The sequence below is a fragment of the Pseudomonas sp. Irchel 3F3 genome (assembly GCF_900187545.1).
Taxonomy (GTDB): domain Bacteria; phylum Pseudomonadota; class Gammaproteobacteria; order Pseudomonadales; family Pseudomonadaceae; genus Aquipseudomonas; species Aquipseudomonas fortuita.
The window spans coordinates 454,962-480,238 of the sequence record NZ_FYDS01000002.1 but is presented as its reverse complement, the minus strand read 5'-3'; the positions used below and the strand labels follow the sequence as shown (position 1 = coordinate 480,238).

Sequence of the window (25,277 nt, the reverse complement as noted above, 5' to 3'; positions counted from 1 at the left end):
ACATGGGCGCACTCGCAAGCAATGTGCCCGTAGCGGTGATCGGTGCTGGTGCCATGGGGGCCGGCATCGCCCAGGTGGCGGCTCAGGCCGGCCACCCGGTAAAGCTTTACGACAACCGCCCAGGGGCCGCTGCCCAGGCAGTGGCCGGTATTGATCGCCAGCTCGCCCGGCTCGTGGAAAAAGGCAAATTGCAGGCTGTCGAGCGTGAAATGATCAGCATCCGCCTGTGCCCGGTCGACACGCTCGACGCGCTGGCCGATGCCGGCTTGGTGATCGAAGCCATCGTCGAGAACCTGCAGGTCAAGCAGGCGCTGTTCAATCAGTTAGAAGCCCTGTGCACAGCAGATTGCATTATTGCCAGCAACACTTCATCGCTGTCCATCACCAGCCTTGCTGCCGGCCTTGAACGCCCGCAGCAGGTGGTGGGGATGCACTTCTTCAACCCCGCACCGCTGATGGCGCTGGTCGAGGTGGTGTCGGGCCTGGCAACTGAGCCGGCCGTGGCCGCGTGCATCTACGACACCGCCCAAGCCTGGGGCAAACAGCCGGTGCACACGCGCTCGACACCGGGCTTTATCGTCAACCGTGTGGCGCGGCCTTTCTATGCCGAAAGCCTGCGCCTGTTACAGGAAGGAGCGGCCGATTGCGCCAGCCTTGATGCGCTGCTGCGTGATGCCGGTGGTTTCCGTATGGGTGCGTTCGAGCTTACCGACCTGATCGGCCACGACGTCAACTACGCCGTGACCTGCTCGGTGTTCGACGCATTTTATGGGGACTTCCGCTTCCAGCCTTCACTGGTGCAAAAAGAGCTGGTGGATGCCGGTCGCCTCGGCCGCAAGACAGGCCAAGGCTTCTATAGCTACGCTGAAGGCGCGCAGCGCCCAGTGCCGGCCGAACTGCACAGCCCCGCCAGTGTTGATGCCTGTGTTGTCGAGGGGCATCTGGGGGTGCTGCAGCCACTGGCAGAACGCCTGCGCGATAACGGCATTGCCATCACCCAGCGTGCTGGCAGCGGCGTGATCCAGGTCGGTGATGCCACCCTGGCACTGTCCGATGGCCGCCTCGCCAGCCAGCGCGCCCGTGAAGATGGCCTGCGCAACCTGGTGCTGCTTGATCTTGCGCTGGACTACAGCACCGCCTCACGTATTGCCATCAGCTGGTCGGCCGACACCATCGCAAGCGCTCGTGACCAGGCTGTGACCCTGCTGCAGCGGGCCGGCCTCAAGGTTACTGCTGTCGCCGACCTGCCCGGCCTGGTGGTGCTGCGCACAGTGGCAATGCTCGCCAACGAAGCTGCCGATGCCGTGTTGCAGGGCGTCGGCAGCGCCGCTGACATCGACCTGGCGATGCGCGCCGGTGTCAATTACCCCTGTGGCCCGCTGGCCTGGGCTGCGCACATCGGCATCGCCCACACCTTGCGCGTGCTCGACAACCTGCAGCGCAGCTACGGCGAGAGCCGCTACCGCCCTTCTCTGCTGTTACGCCGTTGCGAGGCCAAAGGAGGCACCCTGCATGACTGAACTCGAACTGGCACAAGCCTGTGCCGACGCCATGTATGCCCGAGATCTGGCCACCCAGGGCCTGGGCATCAGCCTGCTGGATGCCGGCCCGGGCCGGGCAAGCCTGGGCATGCCGGTACGCGCCGACATGATCCAGGGCCACGGCACCTGCCATGGCGGTTTCCTCTTCGCCCTGGCCGACTCGGCGTTTGCCTTCGCCTGTAACAGCTACGACCAGGCCACCGTGGCCCTGGGTTGCAGCATCGACTATCTGGCACCGGCGCTGCGCGATGACGTGCTCACCGCCGACGCCAGCGAGGTCAGCCGCAAAGGCCGCACCGGCCTGTACGACGTGCGCATCCACAACCAGCGCGGTGAGCTGGTGGCGATGTTCCATGGCAAATCCTACAAAGTGCGCGGCACCGTGCTGGCGCAGGAGACGCAAGATGACTGAACACACCCTCGCCGATGCCCTGATCATCGACGCCGTGCGCACCCCCATAGGGCGCTATGCCGGGGCTTTGAGCGGCGTACGTGCCGATGACCTCGCCGCCATTCCGCTGAAGGCCTTGATCCAGCGCCACCCCGAGCTGGACTGGAAAGCGGTCGACGACGTGATCTTCGGCTGTGCCAACCAGGCCGGCGAAGACAATCGCAACGTGGCCCACATGGCCACCCTGTTGGCCGGGCTGCCCCCCGAAATACCGGGGACCACGATCAACCGCCTGTGCGGCTCCGGCCTGGACGCCATCGGCAATGCTGCCCGCGCCCTGCGTTGCGGCGAAGCCGGGCTGATGCTGGCTGGCGGCGTTGAGTCGATGTCGCGCGCGCCCTTCGTCATGGGCAAGTCGGAGCAGGCCTTCGGCCGCGCAGCCGAGTTGTTCGACACCACCATCGGTTGGCGCTTCGTCAATCCGCTGATGAAGGCTGCCTACGGCACCGATTCGATGCCGGAAACCGCTGAAAACGTCGCTGAACAGTTTGCTATCTCCCGCGCCGACCAAGATGGCTTCGCGCTGCGCAGCCAGCACAAGGCGGCCGCTGCTCAGGCCCGCGGCCGCCTTGCGCAAGAAATCGTGCCGGTCGAAATCCCCCAGCGCAAAGGCCCGGCCAAAGTGGTCGAGCACGATGAGCATCCGCGCGGCGACACCACGCTGGAACAACTCGCCCGTCTCGGCACCCCGTTCCGTGAAGGGGGTAGCGTCACCGCCGGCAATGCCTCCGGTGTCAACGACGGCGCTTGCGCCCTGTTGCTGGCCAGCAGCACCGCTGCCCGCCGCCATGGCCTGAAGCCCCGCGGCCGTATCGTCGGCATGGCCGTGGCCGGGGTTGAGCCACGGCTGATGGGCATCGGCCCGGTGCCGGCAACCCGAAAGGTACTTGAGCTCACGGGATTGTCACTGGCCGACCTGGACGTCATCGAGCTTAACGAAGCCTTCGCCGCCCAAGGCTTGGCGGTGCTACGCGAGCTAGGCCTGGCCGACGACGACCCCCGGGTCAACCGCAACGGCGGAGCCATTGCGCTGGGCCATCCGCTCGGCATGAGCGGTGCACGCCTGGTAACCACCGCGCTGCACGAACTGGAGGAAACTGCCGGCCGCTATGCCCTGTGCACCATGTGCATTGGCGTTGGCCAGGGCATCGCCATGGTCATAGAACGCCTCTGAGCGGGTCACGCCTTCAGCCTGTTACCGAACCGAACGCAGCCGTATATGCTGCGCTCATGACACTCACCGCGCGGCCCGTAACCGGCCCCGCACGGCGTACAAGAACAATTCGAGTGAAGCCATGAACATGTACCATGATGCCGACCGTGCCTTGTTGGACCCGATGGAAACCGCCAGCGTCGATTCCCTGCGCCAGCACCAGCTGGAGCGCCTGCGCTGGAGCCTGAAGCACGCCTACGACAATGTACCGTTGTACCGCCAGCGCTTTGCCGAATGCGGCACCCACCCCGATGACCTCAAGTGCCTGGCAGACCTGGCGAAGTTCCCCTTCACCGGCAAGAACGATCTGCGCGACAACTACCCCTACGGCATGTTTGCCGTACCCCAGGAGGAAGTGGTACGCCTGCATGCTTCCAGCGGTACCACCGGCAAGCCTACGGTGGTCGGTTATACGCAGAACGACATTCATACCTGGGCCAATGTGGTCGCCCGCTCGATCCGCGCTGCGGGTGGGCGCAAAGGCGACAAGGTGCATGTTTCCTACGGCTACGGCCTGTTCACCGGCGGGCTGGGTGCGCATTACGGCGCCGAGCGCCTGGGCTGTACGGTAATCCCGATGTCGGGTGGTCAGACCGAGAAGCAGGTGCAGCTGATCCGCGACTTCCAGCCCGACATCATCATGGTGACGCCGTCCTATATGCTCAACCTGGCCGACGAGATCGAGCGCCAGGGCATCGACCCCCATGACCTCAAGCTGCGCCTGGGTATTTTCGGTGCCGAGCCGTGGACAGACGAGCTGCGCCGTTCGATCGAGCAGCGTTTGGGCATCAATGCCCTCGACATCTATGGCCTGTCGGAAATCATGGGGCCCGGGGTGGCGATGGAATGTATCGAGACCAAAGACGGCCCGACCATCTGGGAAGACCACTTCTATCCCGAGATCATCGACCCGGTCACCGGTGAGGTGTTGCCGGACGGCCAACTGGGCGAACTGGTGTTCACCTCGCTAAGCAAAGAGGCGCTGCCGATGATCCGTTACCGCACCCGCGACCTTACCCGCCTTTTGCCCGGCACAGCCAGGCCCATGCGGCGGATAGGCAAGATCACCGGGCGCAGCGACGACATGCTGATCATTCGCGGCGTCAACGTGTTCCCGACCCAGATCGAAGAATAGGTATTGAAAATAAAACAGCTTTCCGAGCTGTATGAGATTCACCTGTATCGCAATGGCAACCTGGACAGTGTCGAAGTGCATGTTGAATTGCGTGCGGAGTGCCAGCACCTCGATGAAGGCCAGCGCAAGCGGGTGACCGGGGAGTTGAGCAAACAGATCAAGACCTACATCGGCATCAGCACCCAGGTGCACCTGCAGCCTTGCGGCACGCTCAAACGCTCCGAGGGCAAGGCTTGCCACGTGTATGACAAACGGTTGGCCAGCTGAGTCATTCATCTGCCTGTGCAGCCCCGGCACTGTCCGGGGTTTTTTTTGCGTGTTATTCGCGCTCACAGGTACCGCGCGCCCCTGTGGGAGCGGGTTTACCCGCGATGGGACCCCAAAGCGATACACAAATCTTATTTGATACATATAAAACTGTTTGACGTTATGTTTTGTATCGCTTACAAATGACTCATGCCTTAGCAGGAGTCGCCGCACATGTACGCACAGCTAGTGGAAACCGGAGTCAAGCGCGTCAAATCGCTGGAAGAAATGTCCGCCGCGGAACGCAACTTCCAGGAAAAGATCGACGCCGAAATCAAGATCGAAGCCAAGAACTGGATGCCAGAGGCCTACCGCCAGACCCTGATCCGGCAGATCTCCCAACATGCCCATTCGGAAATCGTCGGCATGTTGCCCGAAGGCAACTGGGTCACCCGCGCGCCTAGCCTCAAGCGCAAGCTGCAACTGATGGCCAAGATCCAGGACGAAGCCGGCCACGGCCTGTACCTGTACAGCGCCATGGAGACCCTGGGCGCCGACCGCGACGAAGAAATCGCCAAGCTGCACAGCGGCAAGGCCAAGTACTCGAGCATCTTCAACTACCCCACCCTCAGCTGGGCCGACATGGGCGCAGTGGGCTGGCTGGTCGATGGCGCTGCAATCGTCAACCAGGTGGTACTGCAGCGCACCTCCTATGGCCCCTACTCCCGCGCGATGATCCGTATCTGCAAGGAAGAGAGCTTCCATCAGCGCCAGGGCTACGAAATGCTCCTGACCATGATGCGTCACGGCACCCAGGCACAGCGCGACATGGTCCAGGACGCAATCAATCGCCTGTGGTGGCCATCGCTGATGATGTTCGGCCCCAGCGACGAACATTCTCCAAACAGCGCTCAGTCCATGGCCTGGAAGATCAAGCGCCAGACCAACGATGAACTGCGCCAGCGTTTCATTGACCAGACCGTGCCGCAGCTCGAACTGCTCGGCTGCACGGCCCCCGACCCTGAACTGAAGTGGAACGCCGAGCGCGGTCACTACGACTTCGGCGAAATTCAGTGGGACGAATTTTACGAAGTGATCAAGGGCAACGGCCCGTGCAACCAGGAACGTGTCGCCACCCGCCGCCAGGCCATCGAGGGCGGCGCCTGGGTTCGCGAGGCCGCCGTGGCCTACGCGCGCAAGCAACAGAACAAGAACGCCGCCTGAGCGGCGATTGATGCGGAGATCGAAAATGTCTGTCTGGACCCTCTACGAAGTGTTCGTGCGCAGCAAGCACGGCCTTAACCACAAGCATGTCGGCAGCGTGCATGCCGCCGACGCCGCCATGGCCATCGAAAATGCCCGCGAGCTGTACACCCGACGCAGCGAGGGCGTCAGCCTGTGGGTGGTGCCTTCGGCGCTGATCACCGCCTCCTCCCCTGACGAGAAAGACCCGCTGTTCGCCCCTTCGGACGACAAGGTCTACCGCCATGCCAGCTTCTACGAGCTGCCCGATGAAGTCGGACACATGTGAGGTTGGCCATGCACAACGAATCCCTTATCCCCTACCTGCTGCTGCTTGGCGACAGCGCCCTGGTACAAGGCCAGCGCCTCTGTGAATGGTGTGGTCACGCCCCGGCCATCGAAGAAGAACTGGCCCTGATGAACGTTGGCCTGGACCTGGTCGGCCAGGCGCGCAACTGGCTGGAATACGCAGCCGAGCGGCTGGACGACGGCCGCGACGCCGATGCCCTGGCCTTCCGCCGAGACGAGCGGGCCTATCGCAACCTGCTGCTGGTCGAGCAACCCAACGGTGACTTTGCCGTAACCATGACCAAGCAATTCCTCTACGACGCCTGGCACTTTGCCGTGTTACAGGGCCTGGCCGGCTCAAGCGATGAGCGTATCGCCGGTATCGCCGCCAAGGCACTCAAGGAAGTCACCTACCACCTGCGCCGCTCCAGCGAGTGGGTACAGCGCCTGGGTGGCGGCACAGAAGAGAGCCGTCAGCGCATGCTTGCCGCCATTCCTGCACTGTGGCGCTTTACCGTCGAACTGACGGCCGCCAGCGATAACGAGGTGCAGTTGGCCCAGGCAGGTATCGCTGCCGACCCCGACACCGCTGGTGCTGCCTGGCTGAAACAGGTGAGCGAGACCTTCGCGTCGGTCGAGCTGCCGCTGCCCAAGGCTGCCAGTCACTTCTACCTGGACAGCCGCAAAGGCCTGCACACCGAGCACCTGGGCCTGCTACTGGCCGAAATGCAGTTCCTGCCAAGGGCTTACCCCGATGCAACCTGGTGAGCTGATTGCCGGCGACCGTGGCGCGCGGGCGCCACGCGGCGAGGACCTGGCCCGGGCCTGGGAGGTGCTGGGCCAGGTCATGGACCCGGAAGTGCCCGTGGTGAGTGTGGTCGACCTGGGCATCGTTCGCGACCTCGACTGGCGCGCCGGCCACCTGCACCTGGTGGTGACACCGACCTACTCCGGCTGCCCGGCGACCGAGGTGATCGAAGGCGATATCCGCCAGGCGCTGGAGCAGGCGGGTTTCCCCGCGCCGGACCTTGAGCGCCGGCTGACCCCGGCCTGGAGCACCGACTGGATCAGCGAGCTGGGCCGCGAGCGCCTGCGCACCTACGGCATCGCCCCGCCGCAGGGCAGCGCCAGCAAGCGCAGCCTGCTCGGTGAAGCCCCCCAGGTGTGCTGCCCGCAGTGCGGCAGTAACCGCACCGAAATGCTCAGCCAGTTCGGCTCCACCGCTTGCAAGGCGCTGTACCGCTGCCGCGAGTGCCTGGAGCCGTTCGATTACTTCAAATGCATTTGAGCCGTGGAGAACGCCATGAGCCAGTTTCACAGCCTGACCATCAAGCAAGTGCGCAACGAAACCCGTGATGCGGTTTCGATTGCCTTCGACGTGCCCGAGCACCTGCAGGCACAGTTCCGTTTCACCCAGGGCCAGTACCTGGTCATGCGTACTCAACTGGACAACGAAGAGGTCCGCCGCTCTTACTCTATTTGCAGCGCCGTGCAGGACGGCGAGCTGCGCGTGGCTGTCAAGCGCGTGCCAGGCGGGCGTTTCTCGGCGTTTGCCAATGAAGTGCTCAAGGCCGGCCAGCAACTGGACGTGATGCCGCCATCGGGCAGCTTCTTCGTGCCGCTGGACCCTGCCCGTCAGGGCAATTACCTGGCCGTCGCGGCCGGCAGTGGCATTACTCCGATCCTGTCGATCATCGGCACCACCCTCGACAGTGAGCCGCACAGCCGCTTCACCTTGCTGTACGGCAACCGTTCCAGCTCTGGCGCGCTGTTCCGCGACAAGCTCGAAGACCTGAAAAATCGGTACCTCGACCGCCTGAACCTGATTTTTGTGTTCAGCCGCGAGCAACAGGATGTTGACCTGTACAACGGCCGCATTGACGCCGACAAGTGCGGCCAACTGTTCTCCCGCTGGCTGGACGTTCCAGGCCTGGACGCGGCTTTCATCTGCGGGCCTCAGGCAATGACCGAAACCGTACGTGACAGCCTGCAGGCCAATGGCCTGGACAAAGAGCGCATTCATTTCGAGCTGTTCGCCGCCGCCGGTAACGAGACCCGTCGCGAGGCCCGTGAAGCAGCGCGCCAGGTGGATTCGGCGCTCAGCCACATCACCGTGATCAGCGACGGCCGCGCCCTTACCTTCGACTTGCCACGCAACACCCAGAACGTGCTGGACGCCGGCAATGCCATCGGCGCCGAGCTGCCCTACTCGTGCAAGGCCGGTGTGTGCTCGACCTGCAAATGCCGGGTGGTCGAGGGGGAAGTGGAAATGGACAGCAACCATGCCCTGGAAGACTACGAAGTGGCAGCCGGGTACGTGCTGTCGTGCCAGACCTACCCGGTGAGCGACAAGGTGGTGCTCGACTTCGACCAGCTTTAAGACCGCGCCGCCTGCTTCGCGGGCGCGCCCGCTCCCACAAGCACCGCACAAGGGCTGAGGGTAACACCCTCCCTGTGGGAGCGGGCATGCCCGCGAAGAGGCCCTTTTGCAATACCGCAACACCCGCGTGACCTCAACAAAACAATTACAAAACCAAGAGATCGCTTGCCATGACACCCGAACGCATAGAAAGCATCGCCAACCACCCCGACTTCCAGCACCTGGTGCAGCGCAAACGCCGCCTCAACGGCAGCCTGACCTTGGCCATGCTGGTGATCTACTACGGCTTCGTCCTGCTGGTGGCGTTTTCGCCCAGCACCCTTGGCCAGTCGCTCAGCGGCGGTGTGACCACCGTCGGCATGCTGGTGGGTGTGCTGATGGTGCTGCTGTCCTTTGCCCTGACCGGCATCTATGTGCACCGCGCCAACAATGTGCTCGACCCGCTCAATGAAAAGGTCAAGCAGGAGTGCGCACAATGAACTGGACAGCCATTTCGATGTTCATGGTGTTCGTCTGCTTCACCTTGCTGATCACCCGCTGGGCGGCTTTGCGCACCCGCTCGGCCAGCGACTTCTATACCGCCGGCGGGGGCCTGACTGGCATGCAGAACGGCCTGGCGATCGCAGGCGACATGATCAGCGCCGCCTCCTTCCTGGGCATCTCCGCGATGATGTTCCTGAACGGCTATGACGGCCTGTTGTACGCCCTGGGCGTGCTGGCCGGCTGGCCGATCATTCTGTTCCTGATCGCCGAACGGCTGCGCAACCTGGGCAAGTACACCTTTGCCGACGTGGTCAGCTACCGCCTGGCACAAACCCCGGTACGCCTGACCTCGGCGTTCGGCACCCTGGTCGTGGCACTGATGTACCTGGTGGCACAGATGGTCGGTGCCGGCAAGCTGATCGAGCTGCTGTTCGGCATCAGCTACCTGTATGCGGTGATGCTGGTCGGTGTGCTGATGGTCGCTTATGTAACGTTCGGCGGCATGCTCGCTACCACCTGGGTGCAGATTATCAAGGCAGTGATGCTGCTGTCGGGCACCAGCTTCATGGCGTTCATGGTGCTCAAGCACTTCGGCTTCAGCACCGAAGCCATGTTCGCCAGCGCGGTGGCCGTGCATGCCAAGGGCCAGGCGATCATGGCCCCGGGTGGCCTGCTGTCCAATCCGGTGGATGCCATTTCCCTGGGCTTGGGCATGATGTTCGGCACCGCCGGCCTGCCGCATATCCTGATGCGCTTCTTCACCGTCAGTGATGCCAAGGAAGCACGCAAGAGCGTGTTCTATGCCACCGGTTTCATCGGTTACTTCTACCTGCTGCTGATCGTCATCGGCTTTGGCGCCATCGTCATGGTCGGCACCGAGCCGTCCTACCGCGACGCCACCGGTGCAATCATTGGCGGCGGCAACATGATCGCCGTGCACCTGGCCCAGGCTGTCGGTGGCAATTTGTTCCTTGGCTTCATCTCTGCTGTGGCCTTCGCCACCATCCTTGCCGTGGTCGCCGGCCTTGCGCTGTCCGGCGCATCGGCGGTATCCCACGACCTGTATGCCTGCGTGATCCGCCAAGGCAAGGCCACCGAGCAGGAGGAAATGCGCGTATCGCGTGTCGCCACCCTGCTGATCGGCCTGCTGGCGGTCATGCTCGGCCTGATGTTCGAGTCGCAGAACATCGCCTTCCTCTCCGGCCTGGTGCTGGCGGTGGCTGCCTCCGTCAACTTCCCGGTGCTGCTGCTTTCGATGTTCTGGAAAGGCCTGACCACCCGCGGCGCAGTGTGCGGCAGCATGGCCGGCCTGGCCTCGGCGGTGCTGCTGGTGGTACTGGGCCCGGCAGTGTGGGTCAACGTGCTGCATCACGATAAAGCGCTGTTCCCTTACAGCAACCCGGCCTTGTTCTCCATGAGCCTGGCGTTCCTGAGTGCCTGGGCGTTCTCGGTCACCGACAGCTCCGAACGTGCCAGTGAGGAGCGTGGCCGCTACCTGGCCCAGTTCATCCGCTCCATGACCGGTATCGGCGCCGCTGGCGCCAGCAAGCACTGACTTCAAGGAAGAACCACCATGTCGGGTAAAACAACAACAATGAACCGCACGCACATCATGTCAGCTGCCTGGCTGGCCACGCTCGCCTTGCCATTGCCGGCGCTGGCAGACTTTATCGGCGACAGCCACGCACGCCTGGAGCTGCGCAACCATTACATCAACCGCGACTTCCGCCAAAGCAACGCACCACAGGCCAAGGCAGAAGAATGGGGCCAGGGCTTTACCGCCAAGCTGGAGTCCGGCTTCACCGAGGGCCCGGTCGGCTTTGGCGTTGACGCCATGGGCCAGCTGGGTATCAAGCTCGACTCCAGCCGCGACCGCCGCAATACCGGGCTGCTGCCCTTCGGCCCGAACAGCCACGAACCGGTTGATGATTACAGCGAACTGGGCCTGACCGGCAAAATCCGCGTGTCCAAAAGCACCCTGCGCCTGGGCACGCTGCAACCGATCCTGCCGGTGGTGGTATACAACGACACCCGCCTGCTGGCGTCCACCTTCCAGGGCGGCCTGCTGACCAGCCAGGATCTCGATGGCCTTACCGTCAACGCCGGCCGCCTGACCAAGGCCAACCTGCGTGACTCCTCGGGCCGCGACGACATCGGCTATGGCGCTGCCAGCAGTGACCACCTGGACTTTGGCGGTGGCAGCTACGCCATCACCCCGCAAACCAGCGTCAGCTACTACTACGCCAAGCTCGAGGACATCTACCGCCAGCAGTTCGTCGGCCTGATCGACACCCGCCCCTTGAGCGAAGGCGTGAGCCTGCGCAGCGACCTGCGCTACTTCGACAGCCGCAACGACGGCGCCGAACGTGCTGGCAACATCGACAACCGCAACTTCAACGCCATGTTCACCCTCGGCGTGCGGGCACACAAGTTCACGGCGACCTGGCAACAGATGTCCGGCGACAGTGCCTTCCCGTTCGTCAACGGCGGCGACCCGTTTACCGTCAACCTGGTGACCTACAACACCTTCACCCGCGCCGGGCTGGACTCCTGGCAAGTGCGCTATGACTACGACTTTGTAGCGATGGGCATCCCCGGCCTGAGTTTCATGACGCGCTACACCGACGGCCGCCACGCCGAAACCGCCACTGTCAGCAATGGCCGCGAGCGTGAACGCGACACCGACATCACCTACGTCATCCAGAGCGGCCCGTTCAAGGACGTCAGCCTGCGCTGGCGCAACGTCACCTTCCGGTCCGGCAATGGCCTGACCAACGCCGTGGACGAAAACCGCCTGATCATCGGCTACACCTTGGCGCTGTGGTAACAGCGCCCACTACATTCGAACAGTATGGAGAACAGCATGTCTGCCGCCCCTACCCTGCAAAGCTTCATCGCCGGCCGCTGGCTCGGCCAGCACGGCGCGCAAGCCCTGCGCAGCGCCCTTGATGGCCACGTACTTGCCTACAGCCACGAAGAGCGCCCGGACTTCGCCGAAGCCGTGGACTTCGCCCGTGCGCGTGGCCTGGCCAGCCTCATGGCCATGGACTTCCAGCAGCGTGCTGCACGCCTGAAAGCGCTGGCCCTGTACCTGGCCGAGCGCAAGGAACAGCTTTACGCCCTGTCGCACCATAGCGGCGCCACCCGCGCCGACAGCTGGATCGATATCGAAGGCGGCAACGCCACATTGTTCTCCTATGCCGGCATCGGCAGCCGCGAGCTGCCGTCGGGCAACCTGGTGCACGAGGGCCCGGCTATCGCGCTGGGCAAGCAAGGTCATTTCGCCGGCAGCCACATCCTGGTGCCGCGCGCAGGCGTGGCGGTGCACATCAACGCCTTCAACTTCCCTATCTGGGGCATGCTGGAGAAGTTCGCCCCGACGTTCCTGGCGGGCATGCCGTGCATCGTCAAACCGGCGACTTCCACCAGCTACCTGACCGAAGCCGTCGTCCGCCTGATGAACGCCTCCGGCCTGCTGCCGGAGGGCAGCTTGCAACTGGTGATTGGCAGCACCGGCGACCTGCTCGACCGCCTTCAAGGCCAGGACGTGGTGACCTTCACCGGGTCAGCCGATACCGCCGCAAAATTGCGCGTCACGCCGAACCTGGTGCGCAATTCGGTACCGTTCACCGCCGAAGCCGACTCGCTGAACTGCGCCATTCTTGGCCCGGATGTGACCCCGGACAGCGAAGAGTTTGACCTGTACATCAAGGAGGTGGTGCGTGAAATGACCACCAAGGCCGGGCAGAAGTGCACCGCCATCCGCCGCGCCATCGTGCCGGCCAAGCACATTGATGCGGTTGCCACGCGCTTGCGCGAGCGGCTGAGCAAGGTGGTTGTGGGTGACCCGTCGCTGGAGGGCGTACGCATGGGGGCTCTGGCTTCCCACGACCAGCAGCACGACGTGACCGAGCGGGTGCGCAGCCTGCTGCAAAGCTGTGACCAGCTGTTCGGCGCCAGCGACGGCTTCGCCCCGCGTGGCGATGGCGTGGCCGAGGGCGCATTCTTTGCCCCGACCCTGCTACAGGCCCGCGACCCGCACGCCGACGGCGGCGCCCACGATATCGAAGCGTTCGGCCCGGTCAACACACTGATGGCCTACCACGACCTTGACGAAGCCTTGATACTGGCCGCCCGAGGCAAAGGCAGCCTGGTGGCGACCTTGGTCACCGCCGACCGCAGTATTGCGGCCAAGGCCATACCGGTGGCGGCTGCCTGGCATGGCCGCCTGCTGGTGCTCGATAGCGAGGCCGCCAAGGAATCCACCGGCCACGGCTCGCCGTTGCCACAACTCAAGCACGGCGGGCCGGGCCGGGCCGGCGGCGGTGAAGAACTGGGTGGCTTGCGCGCGGTCAAGCACTACCTGCAACGCGCCGCAGTACAAGGTTCGCCGAGCATGCTCACGGCGGTCACCGGCGAATACGTGCGCGGTGGCGAAGTGATCGAGACCGAAGTGCACCCGTTCCGCCGATACTTCGAGCAGTTGCGCATCGGCGAGTCGTTGCTCACCCACCGCCGCACCGTGACCGAAGCCGACCTGGTCAACTTCGGCTGCCTGTCGGGGGACCATTTCTACATGCACTTCGACGAAATCGCGGCCAAAGAATCGCAGTTCGGTAAACGTATCGCCCACGGCTACTTCGTCCTCTCGGCGGCGGCCGGGCTGTTCGTGTCGCCCGGTGCCGGGCCGGTGTTGGCCAACTATGGCCTGGATACGCTGCGCTTCATCAACCCGGTGGGCATTGGCGATACCATCCAGGCACGGCTGACCTGCAAGCGCAAGATCGACCAGGGCAAAACCAGCCCGCTGGGCCAGCCGCAAGGGGTGGTGGCGTGGGATGTGGAGGTAACCAACCAGCTGGGTGAGCTGGTGGCCAGCTATGACATTCTGACCCTGGTGTTGAAACAGCCGGCGTGATGTGTTCACCTTGCGGGCCCCTTCGCGGGTAAACCTCGAAAGGGCCCGCACAAGTGTCCCGACACGGTGCCACCGTTGGTCAGCGACTGCCGCTATCCAGATGACTTTTAAGACAGGTCTTTCGCTCCTAACCATGAGGATCACAGACGAGGATTGCGCGATGGATTACTTACTGCGGATGGGTGGTGGCAATGTGCAGGATGACTGGCCGGAGCTTGAGCCGGATCGCCGCAATGACCAAGTGGATGACCCGGATGCCGACCCCAATGTGACTGACGACGAGGAAAATCGCCCCGGCGTACCGGCCAGTGACCCCGAGTCCGGCGCCTGACAAAGGGTTTATCCAGGCACCATGCTGCAGCCGGGGACCCCGTTGCAGCATGGTTATGTGTCAGGCTGAGGTGGTATTACACCATCGCCGCCGGGTCTCCCACCGACTGGCTCGGCTTGCTCCCCGAAATCCGCCAGCTTACGCCGGTAATCCCGTAACGCTCGGCCATCGGCCGGCTGATCTTCTTGATCTTCTCACGCCCGAACTTGGGAATAATGCCGATACCCGCATCGCAACTTGCCCAATGCCAGGCCTCGGCATTGTCCAGGCGTTCCAGGCGAATGATGAAACTGCGCGGTTGGCCATGCAGTTGGTAATCGATGATGTACAGCTGTGGGCTAGGCATCGCAGGGGCCTCCTCTTCTCCATGGATGACACCCTGATTGATCGGGCCATGGCCAGAAGATTCAAAATTTTGTCGAACATTCGGCACAAGCGGCCGTTTCAGCGCACTGCGGCACCCTGACCGCGTGGGTCCGGGGCCGCACCGGTCACCAGAATCACCTTGCGACACTGATCCTGCTGTCCATTGAACAGTTCGTAGGCACGCGGGGCATCTTCCAGCGCCATGCGGTGGGTGACGATGGCCTGCGGGTCCAGCCGGCCTGCTTCGATATGCGCCAGCAACTCAGGCAGGTAGCGTTGCACATGGGTCTGCCCCATGCGAAAGGTCAGGCCCTTGTCGAAGGCGTCGCCAAACAGAAAACCATGGATAAACCCCGCATACACCCCCGGCACACTGACCACCCCACCCCTGCGCACGGCCGCGATACTCTGGCGCAGGGCCTTGCCGCTACTGCCTTCGAGCTTAAGCGCGGTGAGCACCGTTTCCGTTGTGCTGCCCTTGGCTTCGAAACCCACCGCATCGATTACCGCATCCACACCACGCATGCCGGCGGTATGGCGCACGATGCTATCGGCTGGGTCATCATCATAGGCAAAATTGACAGGAATCACTCCGTAGGCCTGATGAGCATAATCCAGCCGGTAGGCACATTCATCGACCATGAAGATCTGCTCCACCCCCAGCATGCGTGCGCAAGCAGCAGACAGCAGCCCGACCGGGCCGGCGCCATAGATTGCCAGTGACGAACCCTGGCCAACTTCGGCATTGAGCACTGCCTGCCAGGCTGTAGGGAGAATGTCCGAGAGAAACAATACCTGATCGTCAGCCAGGTGCCCCGGTACCTTGAACGGCCCTACATTGCCCTTGGGCACCCGCACATAATCGGCCTGCCCGCCAGGTATGCCGCCATACAGGTGGCTGTAGCCGAACAGCGCTGCGCCAGACGGTATGGTCTTCTTGTTCAGCAGTGCGCCTCGCCCCGTGTTGGTCGTTTCGCAGGCGGCATACAAGTCGTGTTGGCAAAAAAAGCAGTCACCGCAGGCGATGACAAACGGGATCACTACCCGGTCACCCGGGCGCACAGCGGTTACCGCGCTGCCCACCTCTTCGACGATGCCCATGAATTCGTGGCCAAGAATATCGCCTTGCTCGACCATGGGGATCTTGCCCCGGTACAGGTGCAGGTCGGAGCCGCAAATGGCTGTGGCCGTTACCCGCAGCAGGATATCGTCGTCTTCCTGCAGACCGGGCTCTGCAACGGTGTCGACGCGGACATCCCCTGCGCCGTGATAGGTCAATGCGCGCATGCTCGTTTCTCCTGACGAAGTCATGGCGCGATTCCGGATTCGCAAACCCGAAATCGCTGCCGGGCACCACATGTGTTCCTGGGCATTCAGCGAGCGGTTCCCCTCACGGGTTGCGCCCCCCGCCGTGGCTGTTCTGGCCACCCTTGCGGCCAGCTTCCGATGCACGCTGTCGGTCGTTGGCGAAATTGCCGCCAGATGCCTGCCCCCCCTTGTGGCCCGCGCGCGAAGCACGCTCCCGGTCATTGGCGAAATTGCCCGGGTTGGTTTCCTTGGTGCCGCCGCGCTGGCTTGTCCGCTCTTGATCCTGCGCCATGTGGGTTCTCCTTGCGATGGATAGGCTGGTGACACGAATCTGTGCCATGCCTAGTTTCCGAGCCACTGTTGCCCGGCTCTGCTCAATGCTTTTGCTGGCAACTGACCAGTGGCACAAATCTTACGCCAGCAAAATGTTTGCGTGGCGGGCGAAAGCCCTGGTGGCACGTTACGTGCTTTGACCGTTCGTCGGGTTAAACGCAACGTTTATTGCCGCCAACGGCCATATCTTCATGCAATAAGCGCATCACCAAGGAGCATGAATGAAGCTGAACAAGGATCGCGCCACCATCATCTGCCGGCACGGCAAGCAAACACAAAAATGGTTATGGGTGCGAAAATCCAACGGTGCCTGGACCCTCCCCGGCGGCAAGATCGAGCCTGGCGAGACGCCAGCGCAAGCTGCAGAGCGTGAGTTGCTGGAAGAAACCGGGCTGCAGGCAGCGTCACTGACCTTGCTGATGCGTCACGAGGCCCCCGCGCGTATGCATTACGTGTTCGAAGCAGAGTTTGCCGACGCGCCGCAGCCCAAGGCGCAGCATGAAATTACCGACTGCCGCTTTGCCCATCTGGACCAGGCGCCTGGGCTCAAGGGTGAGATCAAGTTGCTGATCCGCTCGCTGCTGGCCTGTGACAGAGCCACCGCCGCGTCAGTTCGGTAAGCCCGGTTACTCGGTGCGTGCCTTCGCGCAACTGTGAAGAGGCACGCACAGCCACACCCTAGGCATGCACACTCCACTGAACCGACTGCGCCTCGATTGGCATTTCGTCGATGGCATGAATCATCCCGTTATCCAGCGCCTCACGTGGCCCCAGAATCCGCGGATAGGCCATCAGGTACCGCGGCACGTCCAGTACCTCCGTTGCCCCCTGGGTTCGTTCGGCGACAATCTGCGCATACAACTTCAAATCATAATCCAGGCTCATGGCGTACTCAGCCATGCGCGAATGATCCACCGAACCGTGCAAGGTCCAGTGAAACGGGTGGAACAGGAACTTGCTGAAACTGCACGCCGTGCGCCGTTCCCCTGCCAGGAACAGGATATTGCCCATGGACTCCACCGTGCCCAGGTTGTGGGTATGCACCTCGACCGGTAACGCCCGCAGGAAGTTGTACAGGGTGAAGCCATAACTGCACTCGCCGCCCATGGTAGCGATGTTCAGTTGCAGGATACCGGCGCCCTGTTGCAGCGCCCGCGAACAGGTGTTGATCAGGTTGCCACAGGTCGACGAGTTGATCGGCCCGGTGAAATGGATGATATGTCTGGCCATGCTTGCCTCGATTTTATCCTGACACCCTTCCACGAAGCGGGTATCCGGTGGAAACGCCAAGCGCCGCAAAGTTCAACCTGGTATGAGCCTTTCCCGTTGGTCAAACGTGCTGAACCCTGGCCTGTCTTTATCGGTCGCACTTTGGAGCGACCGAAATAGAACCGGCAATGAGGACGGCAGCGTGAGCGATATCCGCATCGGTATCTCCGGGTGGCGCTATGGCCCCTGGCGCAAGGACTTTTACCCCAAGGGGCTGAGGCAGGACGACGAACTGGCCTTCGCTTCGCGGGCGGTGAACAGCATCGAAATCAATGGCTCGTTCTACAGCCTGCAAACGCCTGAACGTTACCAGGGCTGGCGTGACGAGACGCCGGACGACTTCGTGTTCGCGGTGAAGGGGCCGCGGTATATCACGCACGTACGGCGGCTTAGGGACATCGAAGAACCGGTGGCGAACTTTTTCGCCTCAGGCCCACTGTTGCTGGGCAAGAAGCTTGGCCCGATCCTGTGGCAATTTCCACCGAACATGAAGTTCGATGAAGAGCGTTTTGCCCGGTTTCTCGAACTGCTGCCGCGTAACCATAAAGCGGCTCGTGAATGTGCCAAACACTGCGCGGCACGCTTGCAGGGCAACGGCAGCTTGGGCATACACGGCAATGCACGGTTGCGTCATGCCGTGGAGATCCGTAACGAGAGTTTCCTCTGTGAGACCTTCATCAAGCTGTTGCGCAAGCACCGGGTCGCTTTGGTAGTTGCCGACAGCGCCGGCAAATGGCCGTATGTGGAAGACGTTACCGCCGACTTTGTGTACATGCGCCTGCATGGCGATGTCGAGCTCTACAGCAGTGGGTATACGGCCAACGCACTGAGGCGCTGGAAGCAGCGCATCCAGCGCTGGAGCCAGGGTAGCCAGGCTGAGGATGCGCAATTGGTCGTCCAGGGCTCGCCGCCGCGTCGGGCGACCCGCGATGTCTACTGCTATTTCGACAACGACCAGAAGGTTCACGCCCCCTACGATGCGCGACGCCTGCTGCAGAAGCTGTCGCTGGACCATGAGCTCATGACCGAGCCTGGCGTCCTGCCGGAGGTGGCCTTGTGAACAAGACCCTGCCCGCCCCACGCAGCATCATCGACAAGGTCACTGCGGTACGCCGGCTCAATGTGCTGACACTGAACGTGCACAAGGGCTTCACCTTCTTCAATCGGCGCTTCATCCTGCCGGAATTGCGCGAGGCCGTGCGTGCCACGGGCGCCGACCTGGTGTTTCTCCAGGAGGTGCACGGCAGCCACCAGCAGCATGCCCTGCGCCATGCGGCCTGGCCAGAAATGCCGCAGTACGAGTTTCTTGCCGACAGCATGTGGCCGCAGTTCGCCTACGGGCGCAATGCCGTATACCCGCATGGCGATCACGGTAACGCGCTGCTGTCGAAATTCCCCATTACTCACTTCAACAACCTCGATGTGTCAGTACAGGGCAATGAGCAGCGCGGCCTGCTGCACTGCCAGCTGGACGTGCCAGGCCACGACCAGGTGCATGCGGTGTGCGTGCACCTGGGCCTGCGCGAAGCCCACCGGCAGCGCCAGGTGAAGCTGATGCTCGACCTGCTGGCCAGTCTGCCGCCTGAAGCGCCGGTCATTATCGCCGGCGATTTCAACGACTGGCGCCTGAAAGCAGATGCCGTGCTGTGCGAACACCTGATAGAGGCTTTCGGCGAGCACTTCGGCACCCCGGCGCGCAGTTTCCCCGCGCGCCTGCCGTTGTTGCGGCTGGACCGCATCTATTTGCGCAACGCCATGCCCGGCACTGCCCAAGTGCTCTCGACATACCCGTGGTCGCACCTGTCCGACCACGCCCCATTGGCTGCGGAGATCAACCTGTGAATCGACCTTGGGTGGACGGCAACAGCGTGCAGTTGCTGATCAATGGCGAGCAATACTATCCCCGCGTATTCGAGGCCATGGCCCAGGCGCGGGAAGAAATTCTGCTGGAAACCTTCATCATCTTCGACGACAAGGTCGGCCAGCAGTTACAACAGGTGCTGATCGACGCTGCCCAGCGCGGTGTGCGGGTGGAGGTAGCGGTGGATGGCTACGGCACTGCCGACCTGCCCACCGAATTCATTTCGGCCATGACCGATGCCGGCGTGAGCTTTCACGCTTTCGACCCACAGCCCCGGCTGGTGGGCATGCGCACCAACCTGTTCCGGCGCCTGCACCGCAAGATCGTGGTAGTCGACGGTGAGCGGGCATTTATCGGCGGTATCAACTACAGCGCCGATCATCTTGGCGACTTTGGTGCCATGGCCAAGCAGGATTATGCGGTGGAGGTCACCGGCCCGGTGGTAGCGCAGGTGCATGCTGCCAGCAAGCGCCTGATGTCGCCGGTGCTGCAGCCACCCAGCGCGGTACGCCCGGTAACCGAGCCGGCCGGGGCCAGCAGCGCCGTGCTGGTCGAACGCGACAACGGGCTGCGCAGTACCGATATCGAAACCCACTACCTGCAGGCTTTTCGTGGTGCAAAGCAGCGCATCGTGGTTGCCAACGCGTATTTCTTCCCGGGTTATCGATTGATGCGGGAGCTGCGCAACGCCGCCCGGCGTGGCGTGGATGTGCGCTTGATTCTGCAGGGCCAGCCTGACATGCGCTGGGTCCGTGCACTTTCGAGGCTGCTGTACAACTATCTGCTGCGCGACGGCGTGGCCATCCACGAATACTGCCAGCGGCCTCTGCACGGCAAGGTTGCACTGGTTGACGATGAGTGGTCCACCGTTGGCTCCAGCAACCTTGATCCGTTGAGCCTGTCATTCAACCTGGAGGCCAATCTTTTCATCCGTGATCGAGCCTTCAACCAGCAACTGAACCAGCATCTACAGGCCCTGGCCAGCGAGCAATGCAAGCCGGTCACCCTGGAGCGCATGATTCGCGGTTACTGGTGGCGGGCACCGCTGATCTTCGTGTGCTTCCACGTGATCCGCCATTTTCCGCGCATTGCTGGCTGGTTCCCGGCACACCGCCAGCGTTTGCGCTCGGTGCAGCCGGAAGTCGAGGCTCAGGGTAACCTGCACGAGGGCAATACCTGATGGCGCGCAAAGGCTGGCAAACCTGGGTGAAACGCCTGTTCACGCTGGCGTTCCTCATCCTCATACCTGTTCTGCTGTTTATGCTGGCACGCAATCTGGACTGGAACGAAGTGCGCCAGTCGTTGCTGGCCTACAAGCCCGGCACCCTGGCCATCGGCCTTGCGCTGGCGCTGTGCAGCTACCTGACATTTGCCAGTTACGACCTGCTGGCAAGGGCCTACACCGGCCACCAGTTGCCCGCCCGGCAGGTGCTGCCAGTCGCCTTCGTGTGCTACGCCTTCAATCTCAACTTCACTACCTGGGTAGGCGGCGTTGCATTGCGCTACCGGTTATATGGCCGCCTGGGCCTGGATACTCCGACCATTACGCGCATCCTCACCTTGGGCCTGTTGACCAACTGGATGGGCTACATGCTGCTGGCCGGTACCGTATTCGCCCTCGGCTTTGTGGAGCTGCCCAGCAGCTGGGCGGTGGGCGCTACAGGTCTGCGCCTGATCGGCTTGCTGCTGTTGGCGATCGCGGGTGGGTACCTGCTGGCCTGTGGTTTTGCAACCAAGCGCACGTGGTCCTGGCGCAACCACGAAGTGACGCTACCGTCGCTGCGTTTGGCACTGTGCCAGGTTGCGCTGGGTGCCAGCAACTGGGCGCTGATGGCGCTGCTGATCTTCTGGTTGCTGCCGGGCGAGGCTTTTTACCCGTCCATTCTCGGCATCCTGCTGATCAGTTGCGTGGCTGGCGTGGTTGCGCATATCCCTGCGGGGCTGGGCGTACTTGAGGCAGTGTTTCTGGCCTTGCTGCACGGGCAGATGGCCCAAGGCACGCTTGTGGCTGCCTTGCTCGGGTATCGCACACTGTACTACCTGATTCCACTGCTGCTGGCAGTGGTTACCTACCTGGTCCTGGAAAAACGCGCCAAGGCCATGCGCCAAGGCGACAAGCCCGCCCAGACCTGACGAGGGCCGCTGGCCCTGGAGGTGGCAAATGCGTGTATGGATCTTGACGCTGATGGTTGTCAGCCTGGTCTGCGGCCAGGCCGTGGCCGAGGGCTGCAACGTACTGACCCGCTCATCCAGCGATGCCGTAACACCCGTGGAGCGGCACACCTGCTACAGCTACAGCAACCTGCCCGCCGAAGCGATCAACTGGTCGTGTAGCAACGAGAGCAAGGACATGCTCAACAGCGAAAAGAGCAAGGTAGCGCGCTGTGCGGATGGCAGCGTGGGCAGCTGCATCGCGCCTTTGACTCAGGAAGCGCTGGCCAACCCCAAATCCGTAGGAGGGGACAAACCAGCGTTGCCCAAAGATGCGCGGGTGATCACCTATTATTACGACACCCCCAGCCTCGGCCAGGCCCGCACCGATTGCGAACGAAACAACGGCATCTGGCAAACCCACTAACCCGCCACGCCTACCGCCGCTTCCACAAAAAGGGGCTCTGTGGGAGCGGGCTCGTCCCGCGAACACCGGCACAGCCGGTGCCAGGCACCGCATGCCCCCAATTCGCGGGACAAGCCCGCTCCCACAGCCTAAGCCCGAAGGACTGAGCAATCGCCAGTTAGAACAGCTCACATACCGGCGTATCCAAGGTGCAGGCACAGTGCGCGCAGGTACAGCGGGGTTCGTTCACGGCTTGCCCTCCTCGTCTTCGATCACGTCATCAGTCCACGGTTTACCATCCAGCGGCGCTGATCGGGCCAGTTCGGCCTCATCCAGGCCTATGCCACCGCCGATCTCGTCGGCGTCCACGTGCCGCAGGCTCTGGTCTGCCGGGCCGCCACTACCACCCGGTTCGTGCGGGTCACGGGCACCGGTTTCATCCAGCAACGTGTCCGGGCTCAAGTCGTCATAGGTAACATTGTCCTCATGCAAGCTGTCGCTCAGGGCCTCGCCGCCGGTCATGCCGCTTTCGGCCACGCGCCGAGGCGGAAACTCCCGGGCGACTTCATCGGCCGGTCGCTCATCGCCCACACGCCCTTCACGTTCGTCAAGGCGGTCATCAAAGTCCAGCTCACGGACGCTGCCCATGCGGTCTTCGGTGTCGTCGATCTCTGGAGGGGTATACGGCTTTGGTTCATCTGTGCGTGCCATGTGCGTTCTCCGTCAGGTGGCTTCATTAAGTCGACTGCACCTGCGTGTGGAAGATTCAGAGTTTTTTGAACTACCACCCTACGCGGCGCCTCCCACCTTAGAGACTGCGAACTGCCCGGAAACCGCCATGGCCAAGCCCCTGCAGGAATATGCGCGCAAGCGCGACTTCAATGCCACGCCCGAGCCCAGCGGCAAGCGCAGCCGTGGCAAGCGGGTGCAGGCGCTGCAGTTCTGCATCCAGAAACATGACGCCAGCCACCTGCACTACGACTTCCGCCTGGAGCTGGATGGCACCCTGAAAAGCTGGGCGATCCCCAAAGGCCCGTCGCTCGACCCCAAAGTGCGCCGCCTGGCCGTGCACGTCGAGGACCACCCGCTGGATTACGCCGACTTCGAGGGGCATATCCCCGAAGGCCACTATGGTGCAGGTGATGTGATTGTCTGGGATCGCGGTGTATGGGAGCCCGAAGGCGATGCGCATGAAGCCTACGCCAAAGGCAAGCTGCGTTTCCGCCTGCAAGGCGAAAAGCTCAGCGGTGTGTGGAACCTGTTTCGCACCCGCCTGGATGGCAAGAAAGAGCAATGGATGCTGGTGAAATCACACGACGACCAGGCTCGCAGCGAGGCCGACTACAGCGTCGTGCAGGCTCAGCCCGATAGCGTGCTTAGCGACCGCACCCTGGTACCGCGCAAAGCCGCTGCGAAAAAAGCCGCCGCACCGCGCGCCAGCCGCAAGCGCACCGTCAAAGGCCCGAAGGTGCCCCTGCCTGCACAGCTGAGTCCGCAGCTGGCAACCTTGGTCGACTCGCCCCCCAGCGGGGACTGGCGCTACGAGGTCAAATTCGACGGTTACCGGATTCTGGCCCGTATCGAGGGTGATGACATCCGCCTGTTCACCCGCAACGGCCATGACTGGAGCAGCAAGATGCCCCGCCAGATCGCCGCACTGCGCGAGCTGGGCCTCGATGCAGCCTGGCTCGATGGTGAAATGGTGGTGGCTGACGAAAATGGCGCAGCCGATTTCCAGGCGTTGCAGAACGCCTTCGACACCGAGCACGATGAAGCCATTACCTACTACCTGTTCGACCTTCCGTTCCTCGGTGGCCAGGACCTGCGCCAGGTAGCGCTGCAGGGCCGGCGCGACACCTTGCGCCAACTGCTTGAGCGCGATGAGTCCGGTGTACTCAAGTTCTCTGCCGACTTCGACGAGCCCGTGCAATCTTTGCTCGACAGCGCCTGCCGGCTTGAGCTGGAGGGTTTGATCGGCAAGCGTGCCGACAGCCCGTACAGCGGCCGTCGCACCCCGGACTGGGTCAAGCTCAAGTGCAAGCAACGCCAGGAGTTCGTGGTCGTCGGTTATACCGACCCCAAAGGTAGCCGCAGCGGCTTCGGGGCCCTGTTGCTGGCCCTGCATGACGACGACAGCGGTCAGTTGCGCTACGCCGGCAAGGTTGGCACCGGCTTCAGCACGGCGACCCTGGCCAGCATCCATGCTCGGCTCAAACCCCTGCAAATCACCAAGCCAGCGTTGGCCAAACCGCCTACCGGTGCCGAAGCGCGCGGTGTGCACTGGCTGCAACCGCAATTGTTGGCCGAAGTCGCCTATGCCCAGATGACCCGAGACGGCATCGTGCGCCACTCGGTGTTCCATGGCCTGCGCGATGACAAGGCGGCCACCGCCATCGACCTGGAGCGCGCCATGCCCACCCAGACCGTGCCCAAACGCAACAAGCAGGCGAAGGCGCCTGAAAACCTGGGTGAACTGCGCCTGACCCACCCCGACCGGGTGATCGACGCCACCACCGGCGTGACCAAGCGCGAGGTCGCCGAGTATTACGCCAGCGTCAGCCAGTGGATCCTGCCCCAGCTCAAGCAACGCCCGGTCGCGCTGGTGCGCGCCCCGGACGGCCTGGCCGGGGAGCTGTTCTTCCAGAAAAACGCAGGCCAGCTGCACATACCTAACGTCATCAGCTATGAAAAGGCCGAGGCCGGCCAGGCGGCGATGGTCATCAACCGCCCGGACACCCTACTAGGTGCTGTGCAGATGAACATGCTCGAACTGCACACCTGGAACGCCACGGACAAGGACTTCGACAAACCGGACCGCTTCGTACTTGACCTGGACCCCGACCCCGCGCTGCCCTGGAAGGCCATGCTGGAGGCCACCCAGCTCACCCTCACCCTGCTCGACGAACTGGGCCTGAAGGTGTTCCTGAAAACCAGTGGCGGCAAGGGTATTCACCTGGTCGTGCCCTTGACCCGGCGGTCGGGCTGGGACGAGGTCAAGGACTTTAGCCACGCCATCGTCGATTACCTGGCCAAGCTGTTCCCGGATCGCCTCAGTGCAGTGTCGGGGCCGAAAAACCGCGTGGGGCGGATCTTCATCGACTATCTGCGCAACGGCAAGGGCGCCACCACAGCCTGTGCCTACTCCTTGCGTGCCCGTGAGGGGTTACCTGTGTCGGTACCGATCTGGCGCGAGGAACTGGCGCACATCAAGGCTGCCAACCAATGGAACATTGCCAACCTGCACGAGCGGCTGGCAGAAGTTGATGACCCATGGGCGGAGATGGGCAAGGTACGCCAGTCCATCACCGCACACATGCGCAAGCAACTGGGGCTGAAATGATGGGGCAACGGCGAT

General features: G+C 62.8%; 24 protein-coding genes and 2 pseudogenes. 21 read left to right on the top strand and 5 right to left on the bottom strand.

The window, feature by feature from the left end; translation table 11 throughout:
• The first annotated feature begins 2 nt into the window (after positions 1-2).
• The 14 genes and pseudogenes from paaH (at position 3) to CKW35_RS28250 (ending at position 14,228) form a co-directional block, all read left to right on the top strand.
• Positions 3-1,520 (top strand): 3-hydroxyacyl-CoA dehydrogenase PaaH, encoded by a 1,518-nt coding sequence (gene paaH, locus CKW35_RS05640; RefSeq protein WP_023048134.1) that lies wholly within the window; start codon positions 3-5, stop codon positions 1,518-1,520.
• A complete protein-coding gene (gene paaI, locus CKW35_RS05635) occupies positions 1,513-1,953 on the top strand; it encodes a hydroxyphenylacetyl-CoA thioesterase PaaI (protein WP_023048135.1) in 441 nt (146 codons plus the stop codon). The genes paaH and paaI overlap by 8 nt, the downstream gene beginning before the upstream one ends.
• Entirely contained in the window at positions 1,946-3,166 is a 1,221-nt protein-coding gene (gene pcaF, locus CKW35_RS05630; protein WP_023048136.1) for a 3-oxoadipyl-CoA thiolase, read from the top strand. Before paaI ends, pcaF begins: the two co-directional genes overlap by 8 nt.
• A 121-nt stretch (positions 3,167-3,287) precedes the next feature.
• Positions 3,288-4,607, top strand: a pseudogene (paaK, locus tag CKW35_RS05625) (phenylacetate--CoA ligase PaaK).
• A 213-nt stretch (positions 4,608-4,820) separates the two neighbouring features.
• Entirely contained in the window at positions 4,821-5,810 is a 990-nt protein-coding gene (gene paaA / locus CKW35_RS05620; protein WP_023048138.1) for a 1,2-phenylacetyl-CoA epoxidase subunit PaaA, read from the top strand.
• A gap of 25 nt (positions 5,811-5,835) precedes the next feature.
• Positions 5,836-6,117 (top strand): 1,2-phenylacetyl-CoA epoxidase subunit PaaB, encoded by a 282-nt coding sequence (paaB, locus tag CKW35_RS05615; RefSeq protein ID WP_004374528.1) that lies wholly within the window; start codon positions 5,836-5,838, stop codon positions 6,115-6,117.
• 8 nt (positions 6,118-6,125) lie between these two features.
• A complete protein-coding gene (gene paaC / locus CKW35_RS05610) occupies positions 6,126-6,884 on the top strand; it encodes a 1,2-phenylacetyl-CoA epoxidase subunit PaaC (RefSeq protein WP_016487154.1) in 759 nt (252 codons plus the stop codon).
• Entirely contained in the window at positions 6,871-7,404 is a 534-nt protein-coding gene (gene paaD / locus CKW35_RS05605) for a 1,2-phenylacetyl-CoA epoxidase subunit PaaD (RefSeq protein WP_016487155.1), read from the top strand. Before paaC ends, paaD begins: the two co-directional genes overlap by 14 nt.
• 15 nt (positions 7,405-7,419) lie before the next feature.
• Complete coding sequence (paaE, locus tag CKW35_RS05600; protein WP_060517776.1) at positions 7,420-8,496, top strand: 1,2-phenylacetyl-CoA epoxidase subunit PaaE; 1,077 nt, start codon at positions 7,420-7,422, stop codon at positions 8,494-8,496.
• Between the two features lie 170 nt (positions 8,497-8,666).
• Positions 8,667-8,975: a DUF485 domain-containing protein gene (locus tag CKW35_RS05595; RefSeq protein ID WP_016487157.1), complete on the top strand. Its 309-nt coding sequence runs from the start codon at positions 8,667-8,669 to the stop codon at positions 8,973-8,975.
• Positions 8,966-10,534: pseudogene (locus CKW35_RS05590) on the top strand (cation acetate symporter); the annotation flags it as partial. The gene CKW35_RS05595 and the pseudogene CKW35_RS05590, both read left to right, overlap by 10 nt.
• Before the next feature lie 39 nt (positions 10,535-10,573).
• Positions 10,574-11,806, top strand: coding sequence for an OprD family porin (locus tag CKW35_RS05585; RefSeq protein ID WP_016487159.1), 1,233 nt, complete (start codon positions 10,574-10,576; stop codon positions 11,804-11,806).
• A 36-nt stretch (positions 11,807-11,842) separates the two neighbouring features.
• Positions 11,843-13,897 (top strand): phenylacetic acid degradation bifunctional protein PaaZ, encoded by a 2,055-nt coding sequence (paaZ, locus tag CKW35_RS05580; protein WP_095115386.1) that lies wholly within the window; start codon positions 11,843-11,845, stop codon positions 13,895-13,897.
• Positions 13,898-14,057: 160 nt separating this feature from the next.
• Positions 14,058-14,228: a hypothetical protein gene (locus CKW35_RS28250; RefSeq protein WP_016487161.1), complete on the top strand. Its 171-nt coding sequence runs from the start codon at positions 14,058-14,060 to the stop codon at positions 14,226-14,228.
• Between the two features lie 76 nt (positions 14,229-14,304).
• Here CKW35_RS28250 and CKW35_RS05575 read toward each other — a convergent pair whose 3' ends face one another.
• From CKW35_RS05575 to CKW35_RS05565, 3 genes are all read right to left on the bottom strand, one after another.
• Positions 14,305-14,574 (bottom strand): DUF6555 family protein, encoded by a 270-nt coding sequence (locus CKW35_RS05575; RefSeq protein WP_016487162.1) that lies wholly within the window; start codon positions 14,572-14,574, stop codon positions 14,305-14,307.
• 98 nt (positions 14,575-14,672) lie between these two features.
• Positions 14,673-15,881 (bottom strand): zinc-dependent alcohol dehydrogenase, encoded by a 1,209-nt coding sequence (locus tag CKW35_RS05570; protein ID WP_095115384.1) that lies wholly within the window; start codon positions 15,879-15,881, stop codon positions 14,673-14,675.
• 103 nt (positions 15,882-15,984) lie between these two features.
• On the bottom strand, positions 15,985-16,194 hold the full coding sequence (locus tag CKW35_RS05565; RefSeq protein ID WP_016487164.1) for a general stress protein: 210 nt from the start codon (positions 16,192-16,194) through the stop codon (positions 15,985-15,987).
• Positions 16,195-16,456: 262 nt separating this feature from the next.
• Here CKW35_RS05565 and CKW35_RS05555 point away from each other — a divergent pair, with 262 nt between their 5' ends.
• Entirely contained in the window at positions 16,457-16,855 is a 399-nt protein-coding gene (locus tag CKW35_RS05555) for an NUDIX hydrolase (RefSeq protein WP_016487165.1), read from the top strand.
• Between the two features lie 58 nt (positions 16,856-16,913).
• Here the strand turns inward: CKW35_RS05555 and CKW35_RS05550 are convergent, their stop codons facing one another.
• Positions 16,914-17,477, bottom strand: a complete 564-nt coding sequence (locus tag CKW35_RS05550; protein ID WP_256219675.1) for an ATP-dependent Clp protease proteolytic subunit — start codon at positions 17,475-17,477, stop codon at positions 16,914-16,916.
• Between the two features lie 169 nt (positions 17,478-17,646).
• Here CKW35_RS05550 and CKW35_RS05545 point away from each other — a divergent pair, with 169 nt between their 5' ends.
• The 5 genes from CKW35_RS05545 to CKW35_RS05525 are packed head-to-tail and all read left to right on the top strand — an operon-like array spanning position 17,647 to position 21,943.
• Entirely contained in the window at positions 17,647-18,564 is a 918-nt protein-coding gene (locus tag CKW35_RS05545) for a DUF72 domain-containing protein (protein WP_016487167.1), read from the top strand.
• Positions 18,561-19,346, top strand: coding sequence for an endonuclease/exonuclease/phosphatase family protein (locus CKW35_RS05540; protein ID WP_016487168.1), 786 nt, complete (start codon positions 18,561-18,563; stop codon positions 19,344-19,346). The genes CKW35_RS05545 and CKW35_RS05540 overlap by 4 nt, the downstream gene beginning before the upstream one ends.
• A complete protein-coding gene (gene clsB / locus CKW35_RS05535; RefSeq protein WP_016487169.1) occupies positions 19,343-20,545 on the top strand; it encodes a cardiolipin synthase ClsB in 1,203 nt (400 codons plus the stop codon). Before CKW35_RS05540 ends, clsB begins: the two co-directional genes overlap by 4 nt.
• Positions 20,545-21,498: a lysylphosphatidylglycerol synthase domain-containing protein gene (locus tag CKW35_RS05530; RefSeq protein WP_023048028.1), complete on the top strand. Its 954-nt coding sequence runs from the start codon at positions 20,545-20,547 to the stop codon at positions 21,496-21,498. Before clsB ends, CKW35_RS05530 begins: the two co-directional genes overlap by 1 nt.
• Positions 21,499-21,526: 28 nt before the next feature.
• Positions 21,527-21,943 (top strand): hypothetical protein, encoded by a 417-nt coding sequence (locus CKW35_RS05525; protein ID WP_095115382.1) that lies wholly within the window; start codon positions 21,527-21,529, stop codon positions 21,941-21,943.
• Between the two features lie 225 nt (positions 21,944-22,168).
• Here the strand turns inward: CKW35_RS05525 and CKW35_RS05520 are convergent, their stop codons facing one another.
• Entirely contained in the window at positions 22,169-22,633 is a 465-nt protein-coding gene (locus CKW35_RS05520; protein WP_016487172.1) for a hypothetical protein, read from the bottom strand.
• A gap of 127 nt (positions 22,634-22,760) precedes the next feature.
• On the opposite strand from CKW35_RS05520, the gene ligD reads away from it, so the two are divergent.
• Positions 22,761-25,262, top strand: coding sequence for a DNA ligase D (gene ligD / locus CKW35_RS05515; RefSeq protein ID WP_095115380.1), 2,502 nt, complete (start codon positions 22,761-22,763; stop codon positions 25,260-25,262).
• Positions 25,263-25,277 lie beyond the last annotated feature (15 nt).